The organism is Guptibacillus sedimenti (genome assembly GCF_028610665.1).
In the GTDB taxonomy this organism is placed as follows: domain Bacteria; phylum Bacillota; class Bacilli; order Bacillales; family Guptibacillaceae; genus Guptibacillus; species Guptibacillus sedimenti.
Window position 1 is genome coordinate 1,066,479 of the sequence record NZ_JAQQWV010000002.1, and the last position, 23,231, is coordinate 1,089,709.

Annotated in this window: 20 protein-coding genes; all 20 read left to right on the top strand. The window is 42.6% G+C overall.

What is annotated here, in order from left to right; all coding sequences use genetic code 11:
• The first annotated feature begins 163 nt into the window (after positions 1-163).
• The 20 genes from PQ578_RS13875 to PQ578_RS13970 all read left to right on the top strand — a co-directional run bounded on the left by PQ578_RS13875 (position 164) and on the right by PQ578_RS13970 (position 23,163).
• The gene (locus tag PQ578_RS13875; RefSeq protein WP_273834863.1) at positions 164-1,261 is read left to right on the top strand and encodes a BMP family lipoprotein; all 1,098 of its coding nucleotides are present in this window, start codon (positions 164-166) and stop codon (positions 1,259-1,261) included.
• Positions 1,262-1,403: 142 nt separating this feature from the next.
• A complete protein-coding gene (locus PQ578_RS13880) occupies positions 1,404-2,933 on the top strand; it encodes an ABC transporter ATP-binding protein (RefSeq protein WP_273834864.1) in 1,530 nt (509 codons plus the stop codon).
• Positions 2,930-3,988: an ABC transporter permease gene (locus tag PQ578_RS13885; RefSeq protein WP_273834865.1), complete on the top strand. Its 1,059-nt coding sequence runs from the start codon at positions 2,930-2,932 to the stop codon at positions 3,986-3,988. The genes PQ578_RS13880 and PQ578_RS13885 overlap by 4 nt, the downstream gene beginning before the upstream one ends.
• Positions 3,988-4,950, top strand: coding sequence for an ABC transporter permease (locus PQ578_RS13890; RefSeq protein ID WP_098443408.1), 963 nt, complete (start codon positions 3,988-3,990; stop codon positions 4,948-4,950). Before PQ578_RS13885 ends, PQ578_RS13890 begins: the two co-directional genes overlap by 1 nt.
• Before the next feature lie 745 nt (positions 4,951-5,695).
• The gene (yfmF, locus tag PQ578_RS13895) at positions 5,696-6,973 is read left to right on the top strand and encodes an EF-P 5-aminopentanol modification-associated protein YfmF (RefSeq protein ID WP_159782391.1); all 1,278 of its coding nucleotides are present in this window, start codon (positions 5,696-5,698) and stop codon (positions 6,971-6,973) included.
• Between the two features lie 2 nt (positions 6,974-6,975).
• Positions 6,976-8,262, top strand: a complete 1,287-nt coding sequence (gene yfmH / locus PQ578_RS13900) for an EF-P 5-aminopentanol modification-associated protein YfmH (protein WP_160919329.1) — start codon at positions 6,976-6,978, stop codon at positions 8,260-8,262.
• A 58-nt stretch (positions 8,263-8,320) separates the two neighbouring features.
• Positions 8,321-9,031, top strand: coding sequence for an elongation factor P 5-aminopentanone reductase (ymfI, locus tag PQ578_RS13905; protein ID WP_273834866.1), 711 nt, complete (start codon positions 8,321-8,323; stop codon positions 9,029-9,031).
• A gap of 69 nt (positions 9,032-9,100) precedes the next feature.
• Positions 9,101-9,352, top strand: a complete 252-nt coding sequence (locus PQ578_RS13910; protein WP_098443412.1) for a DUF3243 domain-containing protein — start codon at positions 9,101-9,103, stop codon at positions 9,350-9,352.
• A gap of 167 nt (positions 9,353-9,519) precedes the next feature.
• Positions 9,520-10,302 (top strand): YmfK family protein, encoded by a 783-nt coding sequence (locus tag PQ578_RS13915; protein ID WP_098443413.1) that lies wholly within the window; start codon positions 9,520-9,522, stop codon positions 10,300-10,302.
• A 17-nt stretch (positions 10,303-10,319) separates the two neighbouring features.
• Positions 10,320-11,264 (top strand): helix-turn-helix domain-containing protein, encoded by a 945-nt coding sequence (locus PQ578_RS13920; protein ID WP_273834867.1) that lies wholly within the window; start codon positions 10,320-10,322, stop codon positions 11,262-11,264.
• Between the two features lie 165 nt (positions 11,265-11,429).
• Positions 11,430-12,008 (top strand): CDP-diacylglycerol--glycerol-3-phosphate 3-phosphatidyltransferase, encoded by a 579-nt coding sequence (pgsA, locus tag PQ578_RS13925; protein WP_098443415.1) that lies wholly within the window; start codon positions 11,430-11,432, stop codon positions 12,006-12,008.
• A 184-nt stretch (positions 12,009-12,192) separates the two neighbouring features.
• Positions 12,193-13,422, top strand: a complete 1,230-nt coding sequence (locus tag PQ578_RS13930) for a competence/damage-inducible protein A (protein ID WP_273834868.1) — start codon at positions 12,193-12,195, stop codon at positions 13,420-13,422.
• Positions 13,423-13,434: 12 nt separating this feature from the next.
• Complete coding sequence (locus PQ578_RS13935; RefSeq protein ID WP_098443417.1) at positions 13,435-15,003, top strand: DEAD/DEAH box helicase; 1,569 nt, start codon at positions 13,435-13,437, stop codon at positions 15,001-15,003.
• Positions 15,004-15,188: 185 nt separating this feature from the next.
• Positions 15,189-16,235 (top strand): recombinase RecA, encoded by a 1,047-nt coding sequence (recA, locus tag PQ578_RS13940; RefSeq protein ID WP_098443418.1) that lies wholly within the window; start codon positions 15,189-15,191, stop codon positions 16,233-16,235.
• A 377-nt stretch (positions 16,236-16,612) separates the two neighbouring features.
• Positions 16,613-18,175: a ribonuclease Y gene (gene rny, locus PQ578_RS13945; protein ID WP_098443419.1), complete on the top strand. Its 1,563-nt coding sequence runs from the start codon at positions 16,613-16,615 to the stop codon at positions 18,173-18,175.
• Positions 18,176-18,280: 105 nt separating this feature from the next.
• On the top strand, positions 18,281-19,075 hold the full coding sequence (locus tag PQ578_RS13950; protein WP_098443420.1) for a TIGR00282 family metallophosphoesterase: 795 nt from the start codon (positions 18,281-18,283) through the stop codon (positions 19,073-19,075).
• A gap of 101 nt (positions 19,076-19,176) precedes the next feature.
• Entirely contained in the window at positions 19,177-19,437 is a 261-nt protein-coding gene (spoVS, locus tag PQ578_RS13955) for a stage V sporulation protein SpoVS (RefSeq protein ID WP_044391806.1), read from the top strand.
• 88 nt (positions 19,438-19,525) lie between these two features.
• Positions 19,526-20,449, top strand: coding sequence for a dipeptidase (locus PQ578_RS13960; RefSeq protein WP_273834871.1), 924 nt, complete (start codon positions 19,526-19,528; stop codon positions 20,447-20,449).
• Positions 20,450-20,558: 109 nt separating this feature from the next.
• Positions 20,559-22,310 carry a 2-oxoacid:acceptor oxidoreductase subunit alpha gene (locus PQ578_RS13965; RefSeq protein ID WP_273834872.1) on the top strand — a complete coding sequence of 584 codons (1,752 nt, stop codon included), beginning with the start codon at positions 20,559-20,561 and terminating at the stop codon, positions 22,308-22,310.
• Complete coding sequence (locus PQ578_RS13970) at positions 22,297-23,163, top strand: 2-oxoacid:ferredoxin oxidoreductase subunit beta (protein ID WP_273834874.1); 867 nt, start codon at positions 22,297-22,299, stop codon at positions 23,161-23,163. Before PQ578_RS13965 ends, PQ578_RS13970 begins: the two co-directional genes overlap by 14 nt.
• Positions 23,164-23,231 lie beyond the last annotated feature (68 nt).

Consider the following 23,231-nt stretch of genomic DNA (forward strand, 5'->3'; position numbering starts at 1 on the left):
TGTCGAAATATGACTATTTTTTCAAAAATATTTCAAGCGTGTTTCAAGTCCAATTTTCATTTATATTATTTTTTTGGCGCCTTGAAAACGCAACCAAACAAAGCATAGCTCGATAGAGAGAAGAGAGAGCGGGCGGCGTTTAAAAAACATGAGGGGGATTAAGATGAAGAAGAAGTATGGTTTTATGTTGTCAGCTGTTTTAGCTGCTGGAACGCTTTTATCTGCTTGTGGGACAAACGATGCGAACAATGAAAGTTCAGGCGGCGGGAGCAGTGAAGGTGAAAGCAACAACTTTAAAGTAGCTATGGTAACAGATACTGGCGGTGTAGATGATAAATCATTTAACCAATCTGCTTGGGAAGGTCTTCAGCAGTTTGGTAAAGATAACGGCCTTGAAGAAGATAAAGGCTACAAATATGTGCAATCCACTGCAGCAAGTGATTACCAACCAAACCTATCAGGTTTGATTCGTGAAGACTATAACTTGATCTTTGGTATTGGATTCCTTATGCAGCAAGATATTCAAACGATTGCGACGCAAAAGCCTGAAGCGCAGCTAGCACTTGTTGATAGTGTTGCGGTTAATGAGAATGATGAGCCGATGGAAAACGTTGCGAGCATTACATTTAAAGAACATCAAGGATCTTTCCTAGTGGGTGTTATTGCAGGGATGCAGTCTGAATCAAATAAAGTTGGCTTCGTTGGCGGAGTTGACTCTGAATTAATTAAAAAGTTTGAAAGTGGATTTAAAGCAGGAGTGAAATCGGTTAATCCGGATGCCGAGATTTTCACACAGTATGCAGATGATTTCAACGCAGCTGAAAAAGGCCAGCAAATTGCGGCAACGCTTTATGACAAAGGCGCAGATATCATTTATCACGCTGCTGGCGGAACAGGGAACGGCGTGTTCACAGAAGCGAAGAACCGTGCGAAAAATGGTGAGAAAGTTTGGGTAATCGGTGTAGACCGTGATCAGCACGAAGAAGGTATGCCTGAGAACGTAACGCTTACTTCTATGGTAAAGCGCGTTGATACAGCGGTTATTGAAGTTTCCAAGCAGACAATGGATGGTAATTTCCCAGGAGGACAAGTAACGGAATTCGGTCTTGAAGAAGACGGTGTAGGTATTGCTGAAACACAGGAGAACGTTTCTGAAGAAGCATTACAAAAAGTAGAAGAGTATAAAGAGCAAATCCAGAGCGGCGAATTGGAAGTGCCAAGCACTGACGAAGAGTACGAAGAATTCGAGAGCTCTCTATAAGGGATCGTCGAACACATTTCCTCTAGCAGGAAAGACGATCTACTGGAAATCTCACCTACATTATAGCCAAATATGGGACGAAGGCTAGTATTTTCATAGACTAGCCTTTGTTTCATGTTTTGGATAAGGGAGTGGCATCTACATGGAATACGTCATTGAAATGAGGAATATCCGTAAAGAATTTCCTGGTATTGTTGCAAACGACAATATTACGCTTCAGCTAAGAAAAGGAGAAATCCATGCCCTTCTTGGAGAAAACGGCGCTGGGAAATCAACTTTAATGAACGTGCTATTTGGTCTCTATCAACCTGAAAAAGGTGAAATCCACGTTCGAGGTAAAAAGGTAAATATCACAGATCCCAATGTGGCAAATGAGCTTGGGATTGGGATGGTTCACCAGCACTTTATGCTTGTTGAAAAATTCACAGTTACTGAGAACATTATCTTAGGGAATGAACCGACTGCTAAAGGTCAGGTTGACGTTAAGAAAGCCGCAAAAGATGTTGAGGCAATATCGAAGCAATATGGCTTGTCGGTAGATCCGAATGCAAAAATTGAAGATATCTCCGTAGGGATGCAGCAGCGTGTGGAAATTTTAAAAACGCTATATCGTGGTGCAGATATTTTGATTTTTGATGAACCAACTGCTGTACTAACTCCACAGGAAATCAAAGAGCTTATTGCGATCATGAAAAAGCTGATTTCAGAAGGAAAATCAATTATTCTGATCACTCATAAATTAAAAGAAATTATGGAAGTAAGCGATCGATGTACCGTTATTCGTCGAGGTGTAGGTATCGGAACAGTGGATGTTGCGGACACGAATCAGGATGAACTAGCATCCATGATGGTCGGTCGTGAAGTGAACTTTTCAATTCAGAAAAAGACTTCAGAGCCTTCTAATGAAACGCTAGAAATTAGTAGTCTAGTTGTAGAAGATGCGCGAAAAGTTTCTGCTGTGAACGGTATGAACTTATCGGTGCGTGCAGGTGAGATTGTTGGTATAGCAGGTGTCGATGGAAACGGACAATCTGAGTTAATTGAGGCTATTACAGGGTTACGTAAAGCGAAGTCAGGGAGCATTAAACTGAATGGAAAAGACGTAACAAACTGGAAACCGCGACGTGTCACTGAAAGCGGTATAGGACATATTCCTCAGGACAGGCATAAGCACGGGCTTGTTTTAGATTTTTCGATTGGCGAAAATATGGTTCTTCAGACCTATTATAAAAGACCTTTCTCAAGAAACGGCATTTTAAACTTTTCTACGATTATGGATAAAGCAAAATCGTTAATTAAAGAGTATGATGTGCGTACCCCAAGTGAGATGACACCTGCAAGGGCCCTTTCTGGTGGTAATCAGCAGAAGGCGATTATTGCGCGAGAAATCGATCGGAGTCCGAATCTATTGATTGCAGCGCAACCAACGCGCGGGCTTGATGTTGGTGCAATTGAATTCATTCACTCGAAACTAGTTGAAGAGCGTGACAAAGGAAAAGCGGTTCTACTGATTTCCTTTGAACTGGAAGAGATTATGAATGTAAGTGATCGCATCGCCGTGATTTATGAAGGGAAAATTGTTGCCATTGTAAAGCCGGAAGAAACGACAGAGCAAGAGCTTGGTCTCTTAATGGCTGGCGCAAAGCGCAAAAAGGCAGGTGAGACAACATGAAGTTATTAAAAGGGAAATGGGCCAGCATTACTGTACCGTTGCTTTCGGTAGCTCTTGGATTACTCGTCGGTGGGATCATCATGCTTGTGAGTGGCTACAATCCCGTTGTGGCGTATGCAGCACTGTTTAACGGGATTTTTTCAAACACGTATGTGTTAGGTGAAACTGTTCGGCAGATGACTCCGCTCATTTTGTCGGGGTTAGCCGTGGCTTTTGCTTTCCGGACAGGGCTTTTTAATATTGGAGTAGAAGGGCAGCTGCTTGTCGGCTGGCTAGCATCTGTTTATATCGGGCTTCAATTTGAAGGGTTAAGTCCTGTAGTTCATATTCCTCTTGCAATTCTTGCAGCAGCATTGGCTGGAGCGATTTGGGCCTTTGTACCTGGATTCTTGAAAGCAAAGTATCAAGTTCATGAGGTTATTACAACGATTATGATGAACTACGTTGCTCTTCATGTCGTTAACGCGATTATTCGGACGTATTTACTCGCTCCTGGTGAGCGTACGGATCAAATTAATGCTTCAGCATCGCTTCAATCGCCGTTCTTAGAAACCATTACTGATTTCTCACGTCTTCACTACGGTTTTGTTGTGGCGATTATTGGAGCGATTATTATGTGGTTCCTTCTATGGAAAACGACGACTGGGTATGAACTTCGCTCTGTTGGATTTAACAAATATGCCTCAGAATATGCTGGTATTAATGTGCAACGAAACATCGTTCTTTCCATGGTCATTTCGGGTGCATTTGCTGGAGCAGCAGGAGCGATGGAAGGGCTTGGAACATACGGTTATATGACCGTAATGGCTGACTTTACTGGTGTTGGATTTGACGGAATCGCAGTTGCGCTTTTAGGTGCAAATGGGGCGCTTGGTGTTGTCCTTGCTTCAGCACTGTTTGGTGGGCTTAAAATTGGTGCGCTTAATATGCAGTCAGTTGCACAGGTGCCAACACAGCTTGTTGAAATCGTCATTGCGATGATTATTTTCTTTGTCGCATCCAGTTACTTGATTCACTGGATCAGCAACAGGGTGAGCAAAAGGGGGAAAATTTAATGGATTTCATGCAGATTCTTCAGCTCATTATTCCTGCCGCTATCTTTTCAGCAGCTCCCCTGATTTTCACGGCTCTTGGAGGAGTATTCAGTGAAAGGTCAGGCGTTGTAAACATCGGACTTGAAGGGTTAATGTTAATGGGTGCTTTCACAGGCGCGCTGTTCACAATCCTTGGCGAGCAGTGGGGAATGGGGGCCGCTTCTCCCTGGTTTTCACTAGTTGTTGCGATCATTATCGGCATGCTGTTCTCTTTGCTTCATGCAGTGGCGAGTATTTCGTTTCGAGCTGATCAGGTTGTTAGTGGCGTGGCCCTTAACTTCCTTGCGGCTGGACTTGCCATCTTCCTTGTGAAGAAAATCTTTGATGCGGGGCAAACGCCGATTATTCAAGAACGTATTTATAAAACGGATGTTCCATTTTTAAGCGATATCCCGTTTATTGGACCTTTGTTTTTTTCAAGCGCGTATTATACATCCTACATTGCGGTGGCGCTCGCCTTCCTCGTATGGTGGGTTCTCTATAAAACCCCATTCGGATTACGACTCCGTTCGGTAGGAGAGCATCCTATGGCGGCAGATACGATGGGGATTAATGTGACGAAAATGCGCTATGTAGCGGTTATGCTAAGTGGTGGATTTGCCGGTCTCGGGGGTGCGGTTTACGCGACGTCGATCGCAGGGAACTTCAGCCATGCAACGATTTCTGGACAGGGCTTTATGGCACTAGCTGCGATGATCTTTGGTAAATGGCATCCGCTTGGTGCGATGGGAGCAGCGTTATTCTTTGGTCTTGCTCAATCGCTAAGTATAACCGGCCAACAAATTCCGGGATTAAAAGAAATTCCAGAAGTTTATCTTCTTATTTCCCCTTACGTGTTAACGATTCTTGCTCTTGCAGGACTTGTTGGACGAGCGGATGCGCCAAAAGCCATTGGTCAGCCGTATGAAAAAGGGAAGCGATAACGTTTAGAGAAAAGCTCTTCGTGAAAACGGAGGGCTTTTGTTTTTGGGTAGTGTTTTGTGGTGAAAGAAGGAGAGGGATCAAGAGTATAAAGACCGTGTTCAATTTATAGGGCTCCAGTGCCTGTCGGGTCTAAACGGAGGCTTCTGCTTTTCGTGATCCAGCTGCGCGGGCCAAATCCTCCGGCTGTTTCACCCAATCGAATGAGACAAAAAGCGTCTCACTCTCATGGGTTCCAACATCCTACGGATTTAAACAGGCCCGCTCCGCTTTTCATGAGATCCAGCTGCGACTCGCAGAAACTACGATATTTCGCTCTTTCACCAGAACACAAAAAGCGTGTTCTAGTTCAAGAGCTCCAATATCTCCGTTTCTAAACGCTCGTCTCCGCTTTTCATGAGATCCAGCTGCAGTGGGCAGGGTCTCGATCGCTTCACCTTATCAAATGAACACAAAGACCGTGTTCTTTTGATAAGGCTCCAGCGCTTGTCGACCCTAACCGCCCACTTCCGCTACTCTTGATCCAGCTGCAGTGGGCAGACACTCGGTCACTTCACCCTATAACTCGAACACAAAGACCGTGTTCAATTTATAGGGCTCCAGTGCCTACCGTGTCTAACCGCCCACTTCCGCTTTTCTTTTAAAAAGTACTAATTGCTTACACTATTACACATACTATGGTATAAAGGGGGTAAGTTTTACTTTCCTCTAATGGTAGGTAATGGATTTAAAAAAGGAGTGAGGTCAATGGCGATTATCCCTCATGAGAAAACCTCGTGCGGCGGTTTGACGCTACATAGGATCCAGACGGATAAATATAAAACAACGACAGTTGTGGTTCAATTTAAAGCGCGTTTGACGAAGGAGACCGTGACGGAAAGGGCTCTTTTGCCTTATGTGTTGCAAAGCGGTACGGAAAACTATTCTTCTTCGAAAGCGGTTCGTACAGAGCTTGAGAAGCTCTATGGGGCGACGCTTGGTGTGGATCTTGCCAAGAAAGGTGATTTTCATGTGATGACGTTCCGTATGGACTTCGCGAATGAAAAGTTCCTTTCTGAAGATGAGCCTTTGTTTAAGAAAGCCCTTTCTTTACTTTCAGAGGTGATCATGAATCCGAAGACGGATGGATCTGGCTTCGATTCTTCCATTGTTGATAAAGAAAAGCGGACGATGAAACAGCGTATTCAATCGATTTATGATGATAAAATGCGCTATTCAAACATGAGACTAACGCAAGAAATGTTCCCGAATGAGGCTTTTGGATTGCATATTTACGGAGAAAAAGAAGAAGTGGATGGCGTGACAGCGCAGTCTCTTTATGATTACTATAAAAAAGTTTGTGCAGAAGATGAAATTGACCTTTATTTAGTTGGTGACTTAGAAGGCGTTAATGCTGAAGAAGTTGTAAAGGAGCTTTTCCCGTTTCAAGAACGTAGCGATCGAAAGTCCGAAACAACTGAAAAAGCATCTCTTGATGTAGAAGAAAAAGAGATTCTTGAAACACAGGAAATCAAGCAAGGGAAGCTTCATATGGGCTTTCGCTCTGGCGTTGGCTATGCGGATGATGAATACTTCGCCCTTCAAGTATTTAATGGCATGTTTGGAGGCTTCTCACACTCCAAGCTTTTTCGGAACGTACGGGAAAAAGAGAGCCTTGCTTATTACGCCGCATCCCGCTATGAAAGTCATAAAGGCTTAATCATTGTGATGTCTGGCATTGAGTTTAAAAACTTTAAAAAGACTGTGGATATTATTAAAGAGCAGCTTACGGCTATGAGAGAAGGCGACTTCAACGAGGAAGAAATGAAGCAAACAAAAACCATGATTCGCAATCAGCTCCTTGAGACAGTCGATGACGCAAAAGGAATGGTCGAGCTGCTCTATCACGGTGTTGTCTCTCAAAAGCTACGTACAATTGAAGAGTGGCTTGATGGTGTGGAAGCTGTGACTAAAGAAGATATTTTAGCGGTTGCGGATAAGGTTAAGCTTGATACCGTTTATTTCTTAAAAGGCGAGGAGGCTTAATCATGAAAACTATTCCATTTAATCAGTTGCAGGAAACGCTATATCACCAAACTATGGATAACGGACTTGACGTGTATGTTCTCCCGAAGAAGGGTTTTAATAAAACGTACGCAACGTTTACAACCAAATACGGTTCAGTAGACAATCACTTTGTTCCTTTAAACGGTTCAGAGAATGTGCAAGTGCCAGATGGCATTGCTCACTTTCTTGAGCATAAAATGTTTGAAAAAGAAGACCGGGATGTATTTCAAGATTTTAGTAAGCAGGGTGCGTCTTCGAATGCATTTACATCTTTTACAAGAACCGCTTACTTGTTTTCAACAACTCAGAACGTGATGCAGAACCTTGAAACGCTTGTGAACTTTGTTCAAGATCCGTACTTTAGCGACCAGAGTGTTGAAAAGGAAAAGGGAATTATCGGTCAAGAAATTGAAATGTATAATGATAATTCTGATTGGCGTGCGTATTTTGGTGTCATTGAAAATATGTTCCACCACCATCCGGTTAAAATAGATATTGCTGGAACAATTGAATCTATCGCCAAAATCACGAAAGAATCACTCTATACGTGTTATGAAACGTTCTACCATCCTTCGAACATGGTGTTGTTTGTAGTAGGTGCTGTGGAACCAAATGAAATTATGTCATTTGTAGAGAAAAACCAGGCAGCAAAATCGTATAAAGACCAGCCACCAATTGAACGTTTCTTTGATTCAGAACCAAAGACAGTAGCAGAGAAGAAGAAAGTGTTGCCGATGTCTGTTCAAGTGGCAAAATGCCTTGTTGGATTTAAAGAACCAAATCCAGGACGCCAGGGCGAGGATCTTCTTAAACATGAGCTATCCATCAATCTTGCGCTTGATTTAATGTTTGGTCAGAGTTCAGAGAACTATGAGAAGCTTTACAATGAAGGGCTCATCGATCAAAGTTTTTCATATGATTTTACTGAAGAAGAGAAGTTCGGTTTTTCGATCGTCGGAAGCAACACAAGCTCACCTGATGAGCTTGCGAACCGATTATATGAGATGATTCAATCATTTAAAAATGAATCAGTGGATACCGATCAGCTTGAGCGCATTCGTAAGAAAAAAATCGGTAGTTTCTTAAGAGCGTTAAATTCACCAGAGTTTATTGCAAACCAATTTACTCGCTATCGTTTTAACGACATGGATTTATTTGAAGTTGTCCCAATGCTTGAATCCATTACGGCAAAAGACATTGAAGAGGCAATGAAAGGGCACTTTGCAGAAGATTCATTTACTGTTTGTCAAGTCGTTCCAAAAGGTTAAAAAGCACCCAATCGGGTGCTTTTTCATTGAAAGATTTAACGGGAGAGGAAGAGAAGTTATGAAAGAAATATTAATCACTGGAGCGAGTGGGGGTATAGGAAGAGCGATAGCAAAGAATTATGTAAAAAACGGTAACCGTGTTTATGCTCATTACAATACGAATGCTGCCTCTATACAAGATCTACAAAAAAATAATCCAGAAGCAGATATTTTCCCGGTTCAAGCAAACTTAGCGGAAAAAGATGGCGTAGAAGTTTTAACCGAGAAGGTTGTGGATGTTGACACGCTTATTCTTAATGCTGGAAATAGCTACTTTGGTTTATTAACCGATATGGCAGGAGATGAAATTGATGCAATGATTCAACTCCACCTCACATCATCCATTAAACTTGCGAAGCACTACATTTCCTCGATGGTGCAAAAAAAACAAGGGTCCATTATTGTCGTCTCTTCTGTCTTCGGTTTAACAGGTGCTTCTTGTGAAGTCGTTTATTCTTCTGTAAAAGGTGGTTTAAATGCCTTTGTGAAGGGATTAGCGAAGGAATTAGGGCCAAGCGGTATTCGGGTGAATGCAGTAGCACCAGGTTATATTTCGACGGAGATGAACGCACGGCTGACAGAGGACGATGAACACGATTTAATGAATGAAATTCCGATGGGACGATCGGGAGCGCCTGAAGAGGTAGCTTCTTTGATTTCATTTTTAGATTCGAATCAAGCTTCTTACATAAGCGGTCAAATTATTTCCATTGATGGGGCATGGCAATAAAAAACGATGCATAATGTCCACTCCTTCGAGACAACATATAGGTGATGACTTGATAAAGGAGGGACATAGATGTCTGTACTAGATAATTTTGAATCATGGAAAGGGTTCTTGCATGACCGCTTAAGTCAAGGCGAACAGCAAGGGCTTTCTCAAGAAGTTGTCTCAGATGTTGCTTATCAGATCGGCGGATACCTTGCTGATGGAGTGAAAGCGAAGAATGAGCAAGAACAGCTTCTTGCCGACCTATGGCATGTAGCAAGTCAAGAAGAACAGCACGCAATCGCAAATATGATGGTTAAGCTTGTTCAAAACGAAAGATAAATGTCGCTTCTAGAGAAGAAGGGTGGACCAACACCCTTCTTTTTCTATGAAAATGTTCAAAAGTTGTAAGAAAAGTAAACAAAATCCCTATTCATCTCTTTTAACCTTTATGAAAATCATTTATGATTAAAGGAACATAGGAAATTTGTGGCTAAAGGAGTTGGCGTATGGAGAAGAAGGAATGGTATCTGGAATATGAAATACATAAAAATAGGCCGGGTCTTTTAGGCGACGTCGCTTCCCTACTAGGGATGCTCGGTATTAATATCATTACGATCAATGGTGTTGACGATATGCGAAGAGGCCTGCTTCTCCTCGTTGATGAAATTGAGCAAATCGAGCGACTTGAGTCCATTTTAAATACAATGGATAACATTACAGTAACAAAAATGAGAGAACCAAAGTTACGCGATCGCCTAGCAGTACGACATGGGAGATATATCCAGCGTGATGCGGACGATAAAAAAACGTTTCGATTTATTCGAGATGAGCTTGGTTTGCTCGTTGATTTTCTAGCTGAAATCTTTAAGCAGGATGGCCATAAGCTCGTTGGAATTCGTGGAATGCCGCGAGTCGGAAAAACAGAATCAATTGTTGCTTCTAGCGTTTGTGCAAACAAACGATGGGTATTTTTATCTTCTACGATGTTAAAACAAACGGTTCGCACGCAAATTGCCGACGATGAATTTAATAGCGATCATATTTTTTTAATTGATGGAATTGTATCTGCAAGAAGAGCTTCAGAGCGGCACTGGCAGGTGCTTCGTGATATTATGAGACTACCGGCAACAAAGGTTGTCGAACATCCTGATATATTTGTTCAAGAAACAGAGTATACGATGAACGATTTTGATTATATAATTGAATTGCGAGACGATCCGGAACAAGAAATTACATATCAGGTAATTGAGAATCGATCTTCTGGATTTTCAAACTTAGACTTTAACTAATTGGTAGGTGTTTTTCATTGACAGAGCTAGGTCAACGTCTGAAGGATGCTCGAAATGATAAGGGATTATCGCTCGAGGAAATTCAGTCCATCACTAAGATTCAAAAACGCTATCTTCATGCCATTGAAGAAGGAAATTACGAACTGCTTCCAGGTAATTTTTATACGCGTGCATTCATTAAAAACTATGCGGAAGCAGTTGGCCTTCACGGAGATGAATTGCTTGAGGAGTACGCTTCTGAAATTCCAAAAGCAAACGCAGATGTTCCTGAAAGTTTACCACCAAGGAAAATGAGAAGGCCTTCAACACCGAGTAAGTCATCTTCTGTATCATCAAAATGGTCTTCCGTGTTTCCATCTGTTCTTGTCGTGTTACTCATTGTAGGTGTCGCAGCGTTAATCTGGTATGTTGTTCAGAGTGGTGACCAGAAGACGAATCAGAACGCAACGACGAATCAGGCGGAGGAGCAAGTGACAAGCGATGAAAACAGCGGCAGTGCTCCAGACTCAGATGAAGTAAGTAACGAAGGTGATGCTTCTAGCGAAGCAACAACTTCTGAAGAAGAGGCAAAATCAAAAGAAGATGAAAAAGCAGAGGAAGAAAAAGCTGCTGAAGAAGAAGAGCCAGAAGAAGAGGAAGCTCCTAAGATGGAAATTAAGAAAGTAAAGAGTGATACCGACAACTCTACGTTTGAAATCACAAACGCAGATAAATTTGAAGTAAAGCTAGAAGCATCTGGATCTAGCTGGGTAGCTTTAACAGGAGCGAGTGACAAAAAGTATGTATACGAAAGTCTTGCTAAAGGGAAAAACGTGACGCAAGATTTATCAAAAGAGTCTTCTGCGACGCTTCGACTCGGAAGTTCTCCTAGCATTGAAGTGTTTGTGAATGGCGAAAAAATTGACATCCCTAAAGAACCAGTTGTTCAAAATGTAACCTTTACTTTTGAAAAAGCAGAATAAATCCACAAAGAGTCATCTTTTCAGATGGCTCTTTTCTTTCAATTCTCAATGGTGAAGTTTTCCTTTCTGCATGAAGGAAACAGTGATAGAATAGAATACGATTTAGTGGGGTTGTGACGATCAGCGCACGATTAATAGGTTACATAACATTTAGGAGGAAGACACGTGAATTTGCCTAATAAAATTACCGTTTCACGCATTTTTTTAATTCCTGTTTTTCTAATTTTTCTCCTCGCGCCACTGCCGCTTGGTGAAACTGAAATTGCAGGCACCGTCTTATTGAATTCCCAATTAATTGCAACAGCGATTTTTATTTTCGCATCGGTAACCGATTGGATTGACGGTTACATAGCTAGAAAACATAACCTGGTTACGAATCTTGGGAAATTCCTCGATCCGCTTGCCGATAAATTACTCGTTACTTCAGCGTTTGTTTCACTCGTTGAGCTCGGGGCTGCGCCTGCTTGGATTGTTGTGGTTATTCTTAGCCGTGAATTTGCAGTTACAGGGCTAAGATTAGTTGCTTCTTCTGAAGGAGAAGTACTTGCAGCAAGCAACCTTGGGAAATTGAAAACTTGGATTCAAATCATCGCGATCATTATGCTATTGATTGAGAATGTTCCATTTGAAGCCATTGGCTTTCCTTTTGCAACGATTTCCCTGTGGGCAGCGCTCATTATTACCGTCTATTCGGGATGGGATTACTTCTCTAAGAATAAAGAGGTCCTACTTAAATCACGTTAACACCTTTAGGGAACAGATTATTCTGTTCCCTTTTGAGCCCTCATTAGGCAATTAAATTTAAGCGTATCTTTGCTTCTTCAGTGCGCATTCTTATACGTAAAGGCAAAACCATTGTATAATGGTAGTGGAAGAATTATGAGCTATTGAATCAGAATCTTGATTCAAATAGAGGGGATGGTTACAAATGAATGCTGAAATCATTGGAATTGGTTCAGAGTTATTACTCGGACAAATCGCAAACACGAACGCACAGTTCATCTCACAACGCCTAGCTGATCTTGGAATTAATGTTTTCTATCACACGGTTGTTGGCGATAATAATGAGCGTTTAAAACAGGCAATTGAAGTCGCTCAAACGCGCTCAGACCTACTCGTTTTCACAGGTGGACTTGGTCCGACAAAAGATGATCTTACGAAAGAAACGATCGCAGAAACTCTTAACAAACAGCTTGTTTATAACGAAGAGGCGATGAAAACGATTCAAGCTTATTATGACAAAACAGGTGCTCCTATGTCGGAAAATAACCGTAAACAGGCACTAGTTCTAGAAGGTGCTGCCGTTCTTCGAAATGATAATGGCATGGCTCCCGGTATGGCGCTTACGGAGAACAACCACACGTACATGCTTTTCCCAGGTCCTCCAAAAGAACTTTACCCGATGTTTACAAACTATGCAGAGCCCTATTTACTTGGCCAGCTGAAGCAGGGAGATACGATTGTCTCACGTGTTCTTCGGTTTTTTGGTATTGGAGAATCGAGGCTTGAAACAGAACTTGAAGACTTAATTGATCAGCAAACGAACCCTACAATTGCGCCGCTTGCAGGAGAGTGGGAAGTGACGCTTCGTTTAACCGCAAAAGCTGACTCAAAAGAAGAAGCAAACAAGTTGATTGATGAAACAGAAAAGAAAATTCATGCACGCGTTGGAACTTTTTTGTATGGGTATGGAGAGACATCACTTCCAAAAGAAGTCTTTTCAATGCTAAAGGATCGGAACTGGTCGATTTCAACAGCAGAGAGTTTAACAGGCGGGATGTTTAGTCAGGAGTTAACAGATCTCCCTGGAATATCATCACTTTTCTACGGTGGGGTTGTGTGTTACTCTAACGAAGTAAAGCGAGAGATCGGCGTATCAAAAGAGACACTGGAAGCATACGGTGCCGTAAGTGAAGAATGTGCGATTGAACTCGCTAGAAGTGTAAAAGCGAAATATAAAACAGACGTCGGCATCAGTTTTACAGGGGTTGCAGGCCCTGATCCTAGTGAAGGGAAAGACGCTGGCACCGTTTATATCGGCGTGGCCGCACCATCTGGTGAAAAAGTGGTTGCCCTGAATCTTGCTGGGAACCGCAATGCGATTCGCAAACGTACTGTGAAACATGGATTTAATACATTATTGAAGTTAGAAAGGTGAATGTCCTAAGTTATGAAGAATTTTGAAGACTTTGCACTATCAAACGAAGTGAAAAAAGCTGTGCTCGAGCTTGGCTTTAAAGAAGCCACTCCCATCCAGGAAAAAGCTCTTGAACCAATTTTAGAAGGAAGAGATATGATTGGTCAGGCACAGACGGGTACAGGGAAAACAGCCGCTTTTGGTATACCTGTGATTGAGAAAGTAAAGAAAATTGGTGGTCCTGAAGCGATCATCTTAACACCAACACGTGAGCTTGCGATGCAGGTAGCGATTGAACTGCAGAAGCTTTCAAAATACAAAGGCTTAAATGTTCTCGCAGTATATGGTGGAGAACCAATCTATCATCAAATTCGCGCTTTAAAAAGAGGCGTTAACATTGTGGTTGGAACACCGGGACGCATGCTTGATCATCTGAAGCGTAAGACGCTTCGCACGGATAATATTCATACAGCGATTCTTGATGAAGCAGATGAAATGCTTGATATGGGCTTTATTGACGATATTGAACTGATTTTTAAGCAGCTTCCTGTTAAGCGTCAGTCGCTTTTATTTTCCGCTACTATTCCTGCACCAATCCGTAAGCTTTCAAGTAAGTATTTAAAAGATCCGATTACCATTTCCGTTTCTAAAGGTGATGTCACCGCTGATACAGTGGAGCAAGTGTATTACCGCACGTTCGAAAGTGATAAATTTGATACGCTCTGTCGCGTGATTGAAAGCGAAGATATCCGCCTTGGTATTATTTTCACTAAGACGAAAAAAGGAGCTGCGCAAGTTACGGAATCATTGAAAAAGCGTGGGTACCGAGCAGAAGAGCTTCATGGTGACCTGACACAGCAACAGCGATCTAAAGTCATGAATCTCTTTAGACGATCACAAGTGAACTTCCTTGTCGCGACAGATATCGCTGCAAGGGGCATTGATGTGGCGCACGTAAGCCACGTCATTAACTATGATATCCCTGAGGATCCGGAACGCTATGTCCATCGTATTGGACGCACGGGTCGCGCTGGAAACAAAGGGATTGCGCTAACGCTTGTAACGCCAAAGGATATGCGCTTCCTTCAGTCAATTGAATCAAAGATCAAGTTAAACCTTTCAGCTGAGCCTCTCCAAGATGAGACGGTAGATCTTGATAACATCGTTAAATCTGTTGAAAAGCAGCTGAAAAAACAGAAAACTGATTCAACGGCTCGAGAAACGGCTGATCTTCTACTTGCAAAATACAACGCTGAAGATCTTGTTCAAGCATTCCTTGAAAATGCCATACAAGAGAAGCAAAACACCACGCCTTCTGAATATAACTTCGGTGAAACTGGAGGACAGAACGGAATGGTTCGTTTCTTCTTGAATGTGGGTCGTAACATTGATCTTCATCCTAAAAAACTGCTAAGTGAGCTTTCAGCTATGGCGGGTGTTGAGACAGAGTCAGTAGGTCGCATTGACATCTTTGAGAAATTCTCATTCTTTGAAGTGCATGAAGACGTGGCACCGTTCGTCTATGAAGCGCTTCGAGCTGGTGGTGTTGATGGTAAATCAATCCACTTAGAACCTGCAAAACCACAAAAAAGCAGAGTGTAAAAAATGTGACGATCAGCTCCAATAGGGGGCTGGTCGTTCTTCTTTCATCTTTCATTCATAGAGCGAAAGAAAAAGTCAATAGACTCTTGAAATAAAAAAGACGAATAAATGTTCGGTTTTCTATTGGCAAATGACCTAAAAAGAGATATGATAGTGATAGCTTAATAACGAGGAGGAATTCATTCGTGAGTGATCGTAAAGCTGCCTTAGATATGGCACTTAGACAAATAGAAAAACAATTCGGTAAAGGTTCAATCATGAAACTCGGCGAACAAGCTGAGCAAAGAGTCTCTACGGTATCCACTGGTTCACTGGCTCTTGATATTGCTCTTGGTGTAGGAGGGTATCCTAGAGGCCGTGTCATCGAAGTTTACGGCCCGGAATCTTCTGGTAAAACAACCGTTGCTCTTCATGCCATTGCAGAAGTTCAGCGTAATGGCGGTCAGGCCGCATTTATCGATGCTGAGCACGCACTTGATCCGGTTTATGCAGAAAAGCTTGGTGTTAACATCGATGAGCTATTGCTTTCTCAACCTGACACAGGAGAACAAGCCCTAGAAATTGCTGAAGCGCTCGTACGAAGTGGAGCAGTTGATATGGTCGTTGTTGACTCCGTTGCTGCCCTTGTACCAAAGGCTGAAATCGAAGGTGAAATGGGAGATGCACACGTTGGTTTGCAGGCGCGTTTAATGTCTCAAGCGCTTCGTAAGCTTTCTGGTGCGATTAATAAATCCAAAACAACCGCGGTCTTTATTAACCAGATCCGTGAAAAAGTTGGGGTTATGTTCGGAAATCCAGAAACAACTCCAGGCGGACGTGCGCTGAAATTCTATTCATCTGTTCGATTAGAAGTTCGTCGTGCTGAGACGCTGAAACAGGGTAATGACATGGTCGGTAACAAAACGCGTATTAAAGTTGTAAAGAACAAGGTGGCTCCGCCGTTTAAACAGGCAGAAGTCGACATCATGTACGGGGAAGGTATTTCCAAGCAGGGTGAGATCCTTGATATTGGTTCTAACCTTGAAATCGTTCAGAAGAGCGGCGCATGGTTCTCATTCGAAGGCGAACGCCTTGGACAGGGTCGCGAAAATGCAAAACAATTCTTGAAAGAAAACCCGGCAATGGAAGCTGAGATTGAAGGGCGTATTCGCGCTCATCACAATCTTGATGCCGATAAGCAAGTGGATGAAGCGGCTGCAGGTAAAGAAACGCTTCTTCCTGACGAAGAATAAAAGCTTTGAAAAAGCCGGTCACTAAGACCGGCTTTTTCTCTAACTACATAGTGTTTGTCTACTAGTCTTCTCACTATAAAACTTACTGGATTTCCATGATCAGGCAGTGAATGACCATTCAATTACAAAGTTATCACGAGAAGTTTAAGGCGTAAAAATGAGCTAGAAAGAGATATTTAAAGGGATTTTGCCTCTATGTGCTCTCTTGACAAGCTTTACGCTGAAAGATACAATATTAATTGTATAATTATAATTTTCTAGTAAAATTATACTTTACTCTTAAAAGATGACATGTGCTGGATTGAAATCTTGCAAGTGGTACTAAGAATTAACATGACAGCAAACCAACAAGTTGATAGCAGGAGGAGGTGAGTTCGATGGATATAGTGATCATCATCTCCACTATGCTGGTCTCTGCAGTAGTCGGAGCAGTTGTTGGATTTCTTGTTCGCAAAACGATTGCTGAAGCGAAAATCTCCAGTGCAGAAATGGAAGCGCAACGGATTATCAAAGAGGGTAAAAACGACGCTGAAGCTTTGAAAAAGGAAGCTATGCTTGAAGCGAAGGACGAGAATCATAACCTTCGTGTTGAAGCTGAGCGTGAAATTCGTGAACGCAGAAATGAGTTACAAAAACAAGAGAATCGTTTGGTACAAAAAGAAGAGGTCCTTGATCGTAAAAGTGAGACTCTTGACAAAAAAGAGGATTCCCTCGAAAGAAGAGAGGACTCTCTCACCAAAAAACAACGACAAATTGAAGAGATGGAAGGCAAAGTGGAGGAGTTGCTCCAAGAGCAACAACACGAGCTTCAGCGAATTTCCGGTTTAACGAGGGAAGAAGCGAAGCAAATCATCTTCCGTGAAAGCGAGCAGGAACTTGAGCATGAATTAGCGCAGATGGTGAAAGAGCGCGAGAACTTTGCGAAAGAAGAAGCTGATAAGAAAGCGAGAGAAGTCCTATCGCTTGCGATTCAGCGCTGTGCTGCGGATCATGTCGCAGAAACAACGGTTTCCGTTGTTAACCTGCCTAATGATGAGATGAAAGGTCGAATTATTGGTCGTGAAGGCCGAAACATTCGAACTCTTGAAACGCTAACGGGGATTGACCTAATTATCGATGATACACCTGAGGCAGTTATTTTGTCCGGTTTTGATCCGATTCGAAGAGAAATTGCTCGTAATGCCCTGGATAAACTCGTACAGGATGGAAGAATTCACCCTGCACGAATTGAAGAAATGGTTGAGAAATCACGCAGGGAAGTGGATGAATACATTCGCGAAGTGGGAGAACAATCCACATTTGAAATTGGGGTTCATGGACTCCACCCAGATCTAATTAAGATTCTGGGCCGATTGAAATTCCGTACAAGTTATGGACAGAATGTCTTGAAGCATTCTATGGAAGTAGCTTATCTAACCGGTCTAATGGCCGCAGAGCTTGGAGAAGATGTACAGCTTGCACGTCGCGCTGGTCTCCTTCACGATCTCGGTAAAGCGATTGACCACGAAGTTGAAGGTAGCCACGTTGAAATTGGCGTCGAGCTTGCAACGAAGTATAAAGAGCATCCGGTTGTTATTAATGCAATCGCATCTCACCATGGTGATACGGAAGCAACATCAGTAATCTCCACGCTTGTGGCAGCAGCCGACGCTCTATCAGCTGCACGTCCAGGAGCGCGTCGTGAAACGCTTGAGACGTACATTCGTCGTCTTGAGAAGCTTGAAGAAATTTCTGAGTCGTTTGAAGGCGTTGAGAAATCATTCGCTATTCAAGCAGGTCGAGAAATTCGGATTATGGTAAAACCTGATCTAGTCGATGACGTTTCATCGTATCGTCTTGCACGAGAGATAACAAAGAAAATCGAAAATGAACTGGACTACCCTGGGCACATTAAGGTCACGGTCATCCGTGAAACAAGGGCAGTTGAGTATGCAAAATAAAGCGATGCCGCGCGCATCGCTTTATTTAATTTCACCAAAAACTTACGAACGATACTTTCTTTTGATAAACTGATAAAGAATGAAAACAGAGATTGGAGCATTCATATGAAGATTTTATTTATTGGAGACGTTGTCGGTTCTCCTGGACGCAATATGGTTTCAACCTATTTACCTCGTTTAAAGAAAAAATATAAACCTACCTTTACGATTGTAAATGGAGAGAATGCTGCAAGTGGGCGCGGCATTACAGAAAAAATATATCGTGGCTTTCTTGAGTCAGGTGCTCAAGTCATTACAATGGGGAACCATACGTGGGATAACCGAGAGATTTTTGAATTTATTGATCGCGCTCCGAAACTCGTCAGACCTGCAAATTATCCAGAAGGAACACCTGGAAATGGATCAACGATTGTAAACATAAATGGCATTGAAGTTGGCGTCATTAACCTGCAAGGTCGAACGTTTCTTCCTGCAATGGATGATCCTTTCCGTAAAGCGGATGAGCTGATTGAAGAAATGAGAGAAAGGACACCGGTTATCTTTGTTGATTTTCATGCAGAAACAACGAGTGAAAAACAAGCGATGGGCTGGTACCTTGATGGAAGAGTAACCGCGGTTGTTGGAACGCACACTCATGTGCAAACGGCTGATGAGCGTATTTTGCCTGGCGGAACAGCTTACTTAACAGATGCAGGGATGACGGGACCTTACGATGGTATTCTAGGTATGGAGAGAGAAGCTGTTATCAATAAGTTCCTGACAACGATGCCTGTGAGGTTTGAAGTAACGAAAGGGCGGGAACAACTTAGTGGGGTCTTTTTAACACTAGATCCAAAAACTGGTAAGGCCACCAAGATTGAACGGATTGCCATTAACGACGACCATCCATTCTATGATTAAAGAACGTTTGGAAAAAATGGCGGAAACAGCAGGAATACAAGCTTCTTACAAGGAATATAGTCTAGAGTGGTAATGGATGATCAAATTAAGGAGGGGCTATAATGGATATATTAAAAGTTTCAGCAAAATCCAATCCTAATTCTGTAGCTGGTGCACTTGCGGGCGTCCTTCGGGAACGCGGAAATGCCGAGATTCAAGCGATTGGAGCAGGTGCACTAAATCAGGCTGTGAAGGCAGTAGCCATCGCAAGAGGGTTTGTAGCACCTAGTGGCGTTGACCTCATTTGTATCCCTGCTTTCACCGATATATTAATTGATGGTGAAGAGCGTACCGCAATTAAGCTTATTGTAGAGCCTCGCTAAATAGTTCCGTCAGAAAAACCTGTTTGTTTTTACAAACAGGTTTTTTATACTTTTATTTGAACCATAGGAAGCATGAAGGAGGATCATCATGAATATAGTAGATGCACATTGTGACGTGCTATGTAAAATGTGGCTTAACCCGTCTCTCTCATTTGAGAATGGTCAAAGCCTTCATACGAATCTTGAACAAATGAGGAAAGCGGGAGCAAAGCTACAGCTCTTTGCAATTTACGTTCCAGAAAGCGTACCAGATTCCGCTAAATTTGATTGCGCGCTAGAGATGGTGGATATTTTCCATGAGAAAATTGTAAAACCTTATGATGACGTCATCGCAGTCTATTCAAAAAAAGAAGCAGAACAGCTTCCTAAAGGGAAAATAGGTGTGATGCTAACACTAGAAGGTGTGGATGCAATTGGAAGAGAAGCAACTAGACTAAAAACTCTGATTAGACTAGGTGTGCGATCGGTTGGTTTAACATGGAACTATGGGAATGCAACGGCTGACGGGATCCTTGAATCGCGAGGCGCAGGATTAACCGATTTTGGTAGAACCGTTGTTGATTTACATAACCAGCATCGGATTTGGACAGATGTTTCCCATCTTTCTGTACGGGCCTTCTGGGATGTCGTCGAACATGGACGTTATGTTATAGCAAGTCATTCCAATGCAAAAGCCATTTGCACGCACCCAAGGAACCTTGATAACCAGCAGTTAACGTCTTTAATCGAAAAGGATGCCTTAATCGGCGTTACTTTTGTACCAAAGTTTTTGCGCAATGACCGCAATGCTAGTGTTTCGGATATTATCCATCATATTGAACATATTTGTAGCCTCGGGGGTGCGGAAAATATAGGACTTGGCTCTGATTTTGATGGTATTGATCAAGTTCCGAAAGATCTAACATGTTACAGCGACTATCCTCGACTTATTGAGGAGCTACATCGCTATTACAATGACGACCAGGTAAAGGGCTTTTTAGGTGAAAATTTGATTGCTAGAATCCCTAGCTAAGTAAGAATTTAGGAATTGTCAGTTTTAAGAGCAGGGAATTATCATCCTATTTCGAACTAGTAATATAAGCAAGCGGTTTCAGGTACTAGATTAGAAAGGGTGGGACGTTATGATCGAACAACTTTCGTGGAAAGTTGGAGGACAGCAGGGTGAAGGAATAGACAGTACAGGAGAAATATTTGCAATCGCATTAAATCGACTTGGCTACTATTTATACGGTTACCGGCATTTCTCGTCCCGTATTAAAGGCGGGCATACGAATAATAAAATTCGGGTTAGCACGAAAGAAGTTCGAGCGGTTTCAGATGACCTCGACATGCTGATTGCGTTTGATCAAGAAACGATCGACGTCAATGCGCATGAACTTCATAGTAGAGGAATCATTATAGCCGATGCCAAATTTAAACCAGTTAAGCCTGATCATTGCCAGGCGACACTTGTTATCATTCCCTTTACTGAAATCGCGACTGAACTTGGCACTTCTTTAATGAAAAACATGGTAGCAATCGGTGCTACGAGTGCTGCTCTTGGTATAGACACTGCAACGTATCAAGCCGTTGTTGAAGAAATTTTTGGCCGAAAAGGCGAAAAGGTCGTCAACAATAACATGGAAGCTATTCAGCGTGGTGCCGATGCTTATACAGCTTCTGCTGGGGAAAGTGTCCAAACACTTTCTCTTAAAAAAGCAGATGGGAAAAATCGCCTGTTCATGATTGGCAATGATGCGATTGCACTAGGGGCGCTTGCAGGTGGAGCAAGGTTAATGGCAGCTTACCCAATCACCCCAGCATCAGAAATCATGGAATACTTAATTAAGAAGCTTCCGGAATTTGGTGGCACCGTTGTGCAAACAGAGGATGAAATCGCTGCGGCAACGATGGCCATAGGTTCAAATTATGCGGGGGTTAGAACGTTAACAGCTTCGGCCGGACCGGGGTTATCGCTCATGATGGAAGCCATCGGGTTATCTGGTATTACCGAAACGCCGCTCGTCATTGTCGACACTCAGCGCGGTGGGCCAAGTACTGGACTTCCAACAAAGCAGGAGCAGTCAGATTTGCTGGCGATGATTTACGGCACGCATGGGGAGATTCCTAAGATTGTCATTGCGCCGAGTACCGTTGAGGAGGCGTTCTATGATGCGATTGAAGCGTTTAATCTCGCAGAGGAATATCAGTGTCCCGTTATTTTACTCTCAGATCTTCAATTATCTCTTGGCAAGCAATCCGTTGAGCCGCTCGATTACAATAAAATCAACATTCGAAGGGGTAAGCTGAACGATCAAGAAATCGCTGAAAGAGAAGATAAGTCGTACTATAAACGTTTTGAACTTACGGATGATGGCGTTTCAAATCGTGTCATTCCAGGGACGAAAAATGGTATTTTTCACGTAACCGGTGTTGAGCACGATGAAACAGGTAAACCGTCAGAAGTTCCGCAAAACCGAAAAGATCAGATGGAGAAAAGACTTCGTAAAATTCAAAACATCTCCTTTCAAAATCCGATTTATACAGTAGCGCCGCATGAATCGCCCGATTTGCTGCTAATTGGTTTTAACTCGACGAGAGGAAGTATCGAAGAAGTTATCCCAAGACTTGAAGCGGATGGCTTAAAAGTCAATCATGCTCAAATTCGTCTTGTACATCCATTTCCAGCAGATGAGCTTAAGCCATTGTTACAAGCGGCGAAGAAAGTGATTGTGGTTGAACACAATGCAACGGGCCAGCTGGCAAGTCTCGTGAAAATGAACGCGGGCTACGGTGAAAAGATTGAAAGTATATTAAAATACGACGGCAATCCATTCTTACCAGGTGATATCCATCAACAATGTAAGGAGATGTTCGCGAATGGCCACATTTAAAGATTTTCGTAATCAGGTAAAGCCAAACTGGTGCCCTGGCTGTGGAGATTTCTCCGTACAAGCAGCCATTCAACGAGCAGCTGCGAATGTGGGGCTAGAACCAGACGATCTTGCCGTCATTTCTGGAATTGGCTGCTCGGGGCGTATTAGTGGCTACATCAATGCGTATGGTTTCCATGGGATTCATGGGCGCTCGCTACCAATTGCACAGGGCGTGAAAATGGCAAATCGCGATTTAACCGTAATTGCGTCCGGGGGAGATGGCGATGGCTTTGCGATCGGAATGGGGCACACGATCCATGCGATGAGGCGAAATATAGACATCACGTATATCGTGATGGACAATCAAATCTATGGTTTAACGAAAGGGCAGACATCTCCAACGAGTGCAGAAGGGTTTAAAACGAAAAGTACGCCTTCTGGATCCATTGAATCTTCTCTTTCCATCATGGAACTCGCGCTCTCAAGCGGCTGTGGTTTTGTAGCACAAAGCTTTTCAACCGATTTAAAGGAACTCGTAGCAATCATTGAACAAGGTATTCAACATAAAGGCTTTTCATTGATTAACGTGTTTAGCCCGTGCGTGACGTTCAATAAGGTGAATACGTATGACTGGTTTAAACAAAACCTTATTAGTTTAAATGATATTGAAGGCTATGATCCACACAATCGGATGATGGCGATGCAAACATTAATGGAGCACAATGGACTTGTGAAAGGACTGATTTACGAGAATCCAACTCGTCCATCTTACCAAGAATCAGTTCGAGGCTATAGTTCTAGTGCGTTATCAAAACAAGACTTAAATCTTCCTGAAGAAAAATTTACAGAGTTAATGGCCGAGTTTATGTAAGGCGACGAACCCTTCAAGTAGTGAAGGGTTTTTTTATGCTGAAAAGGATGAACGAATTTTTCCATAAA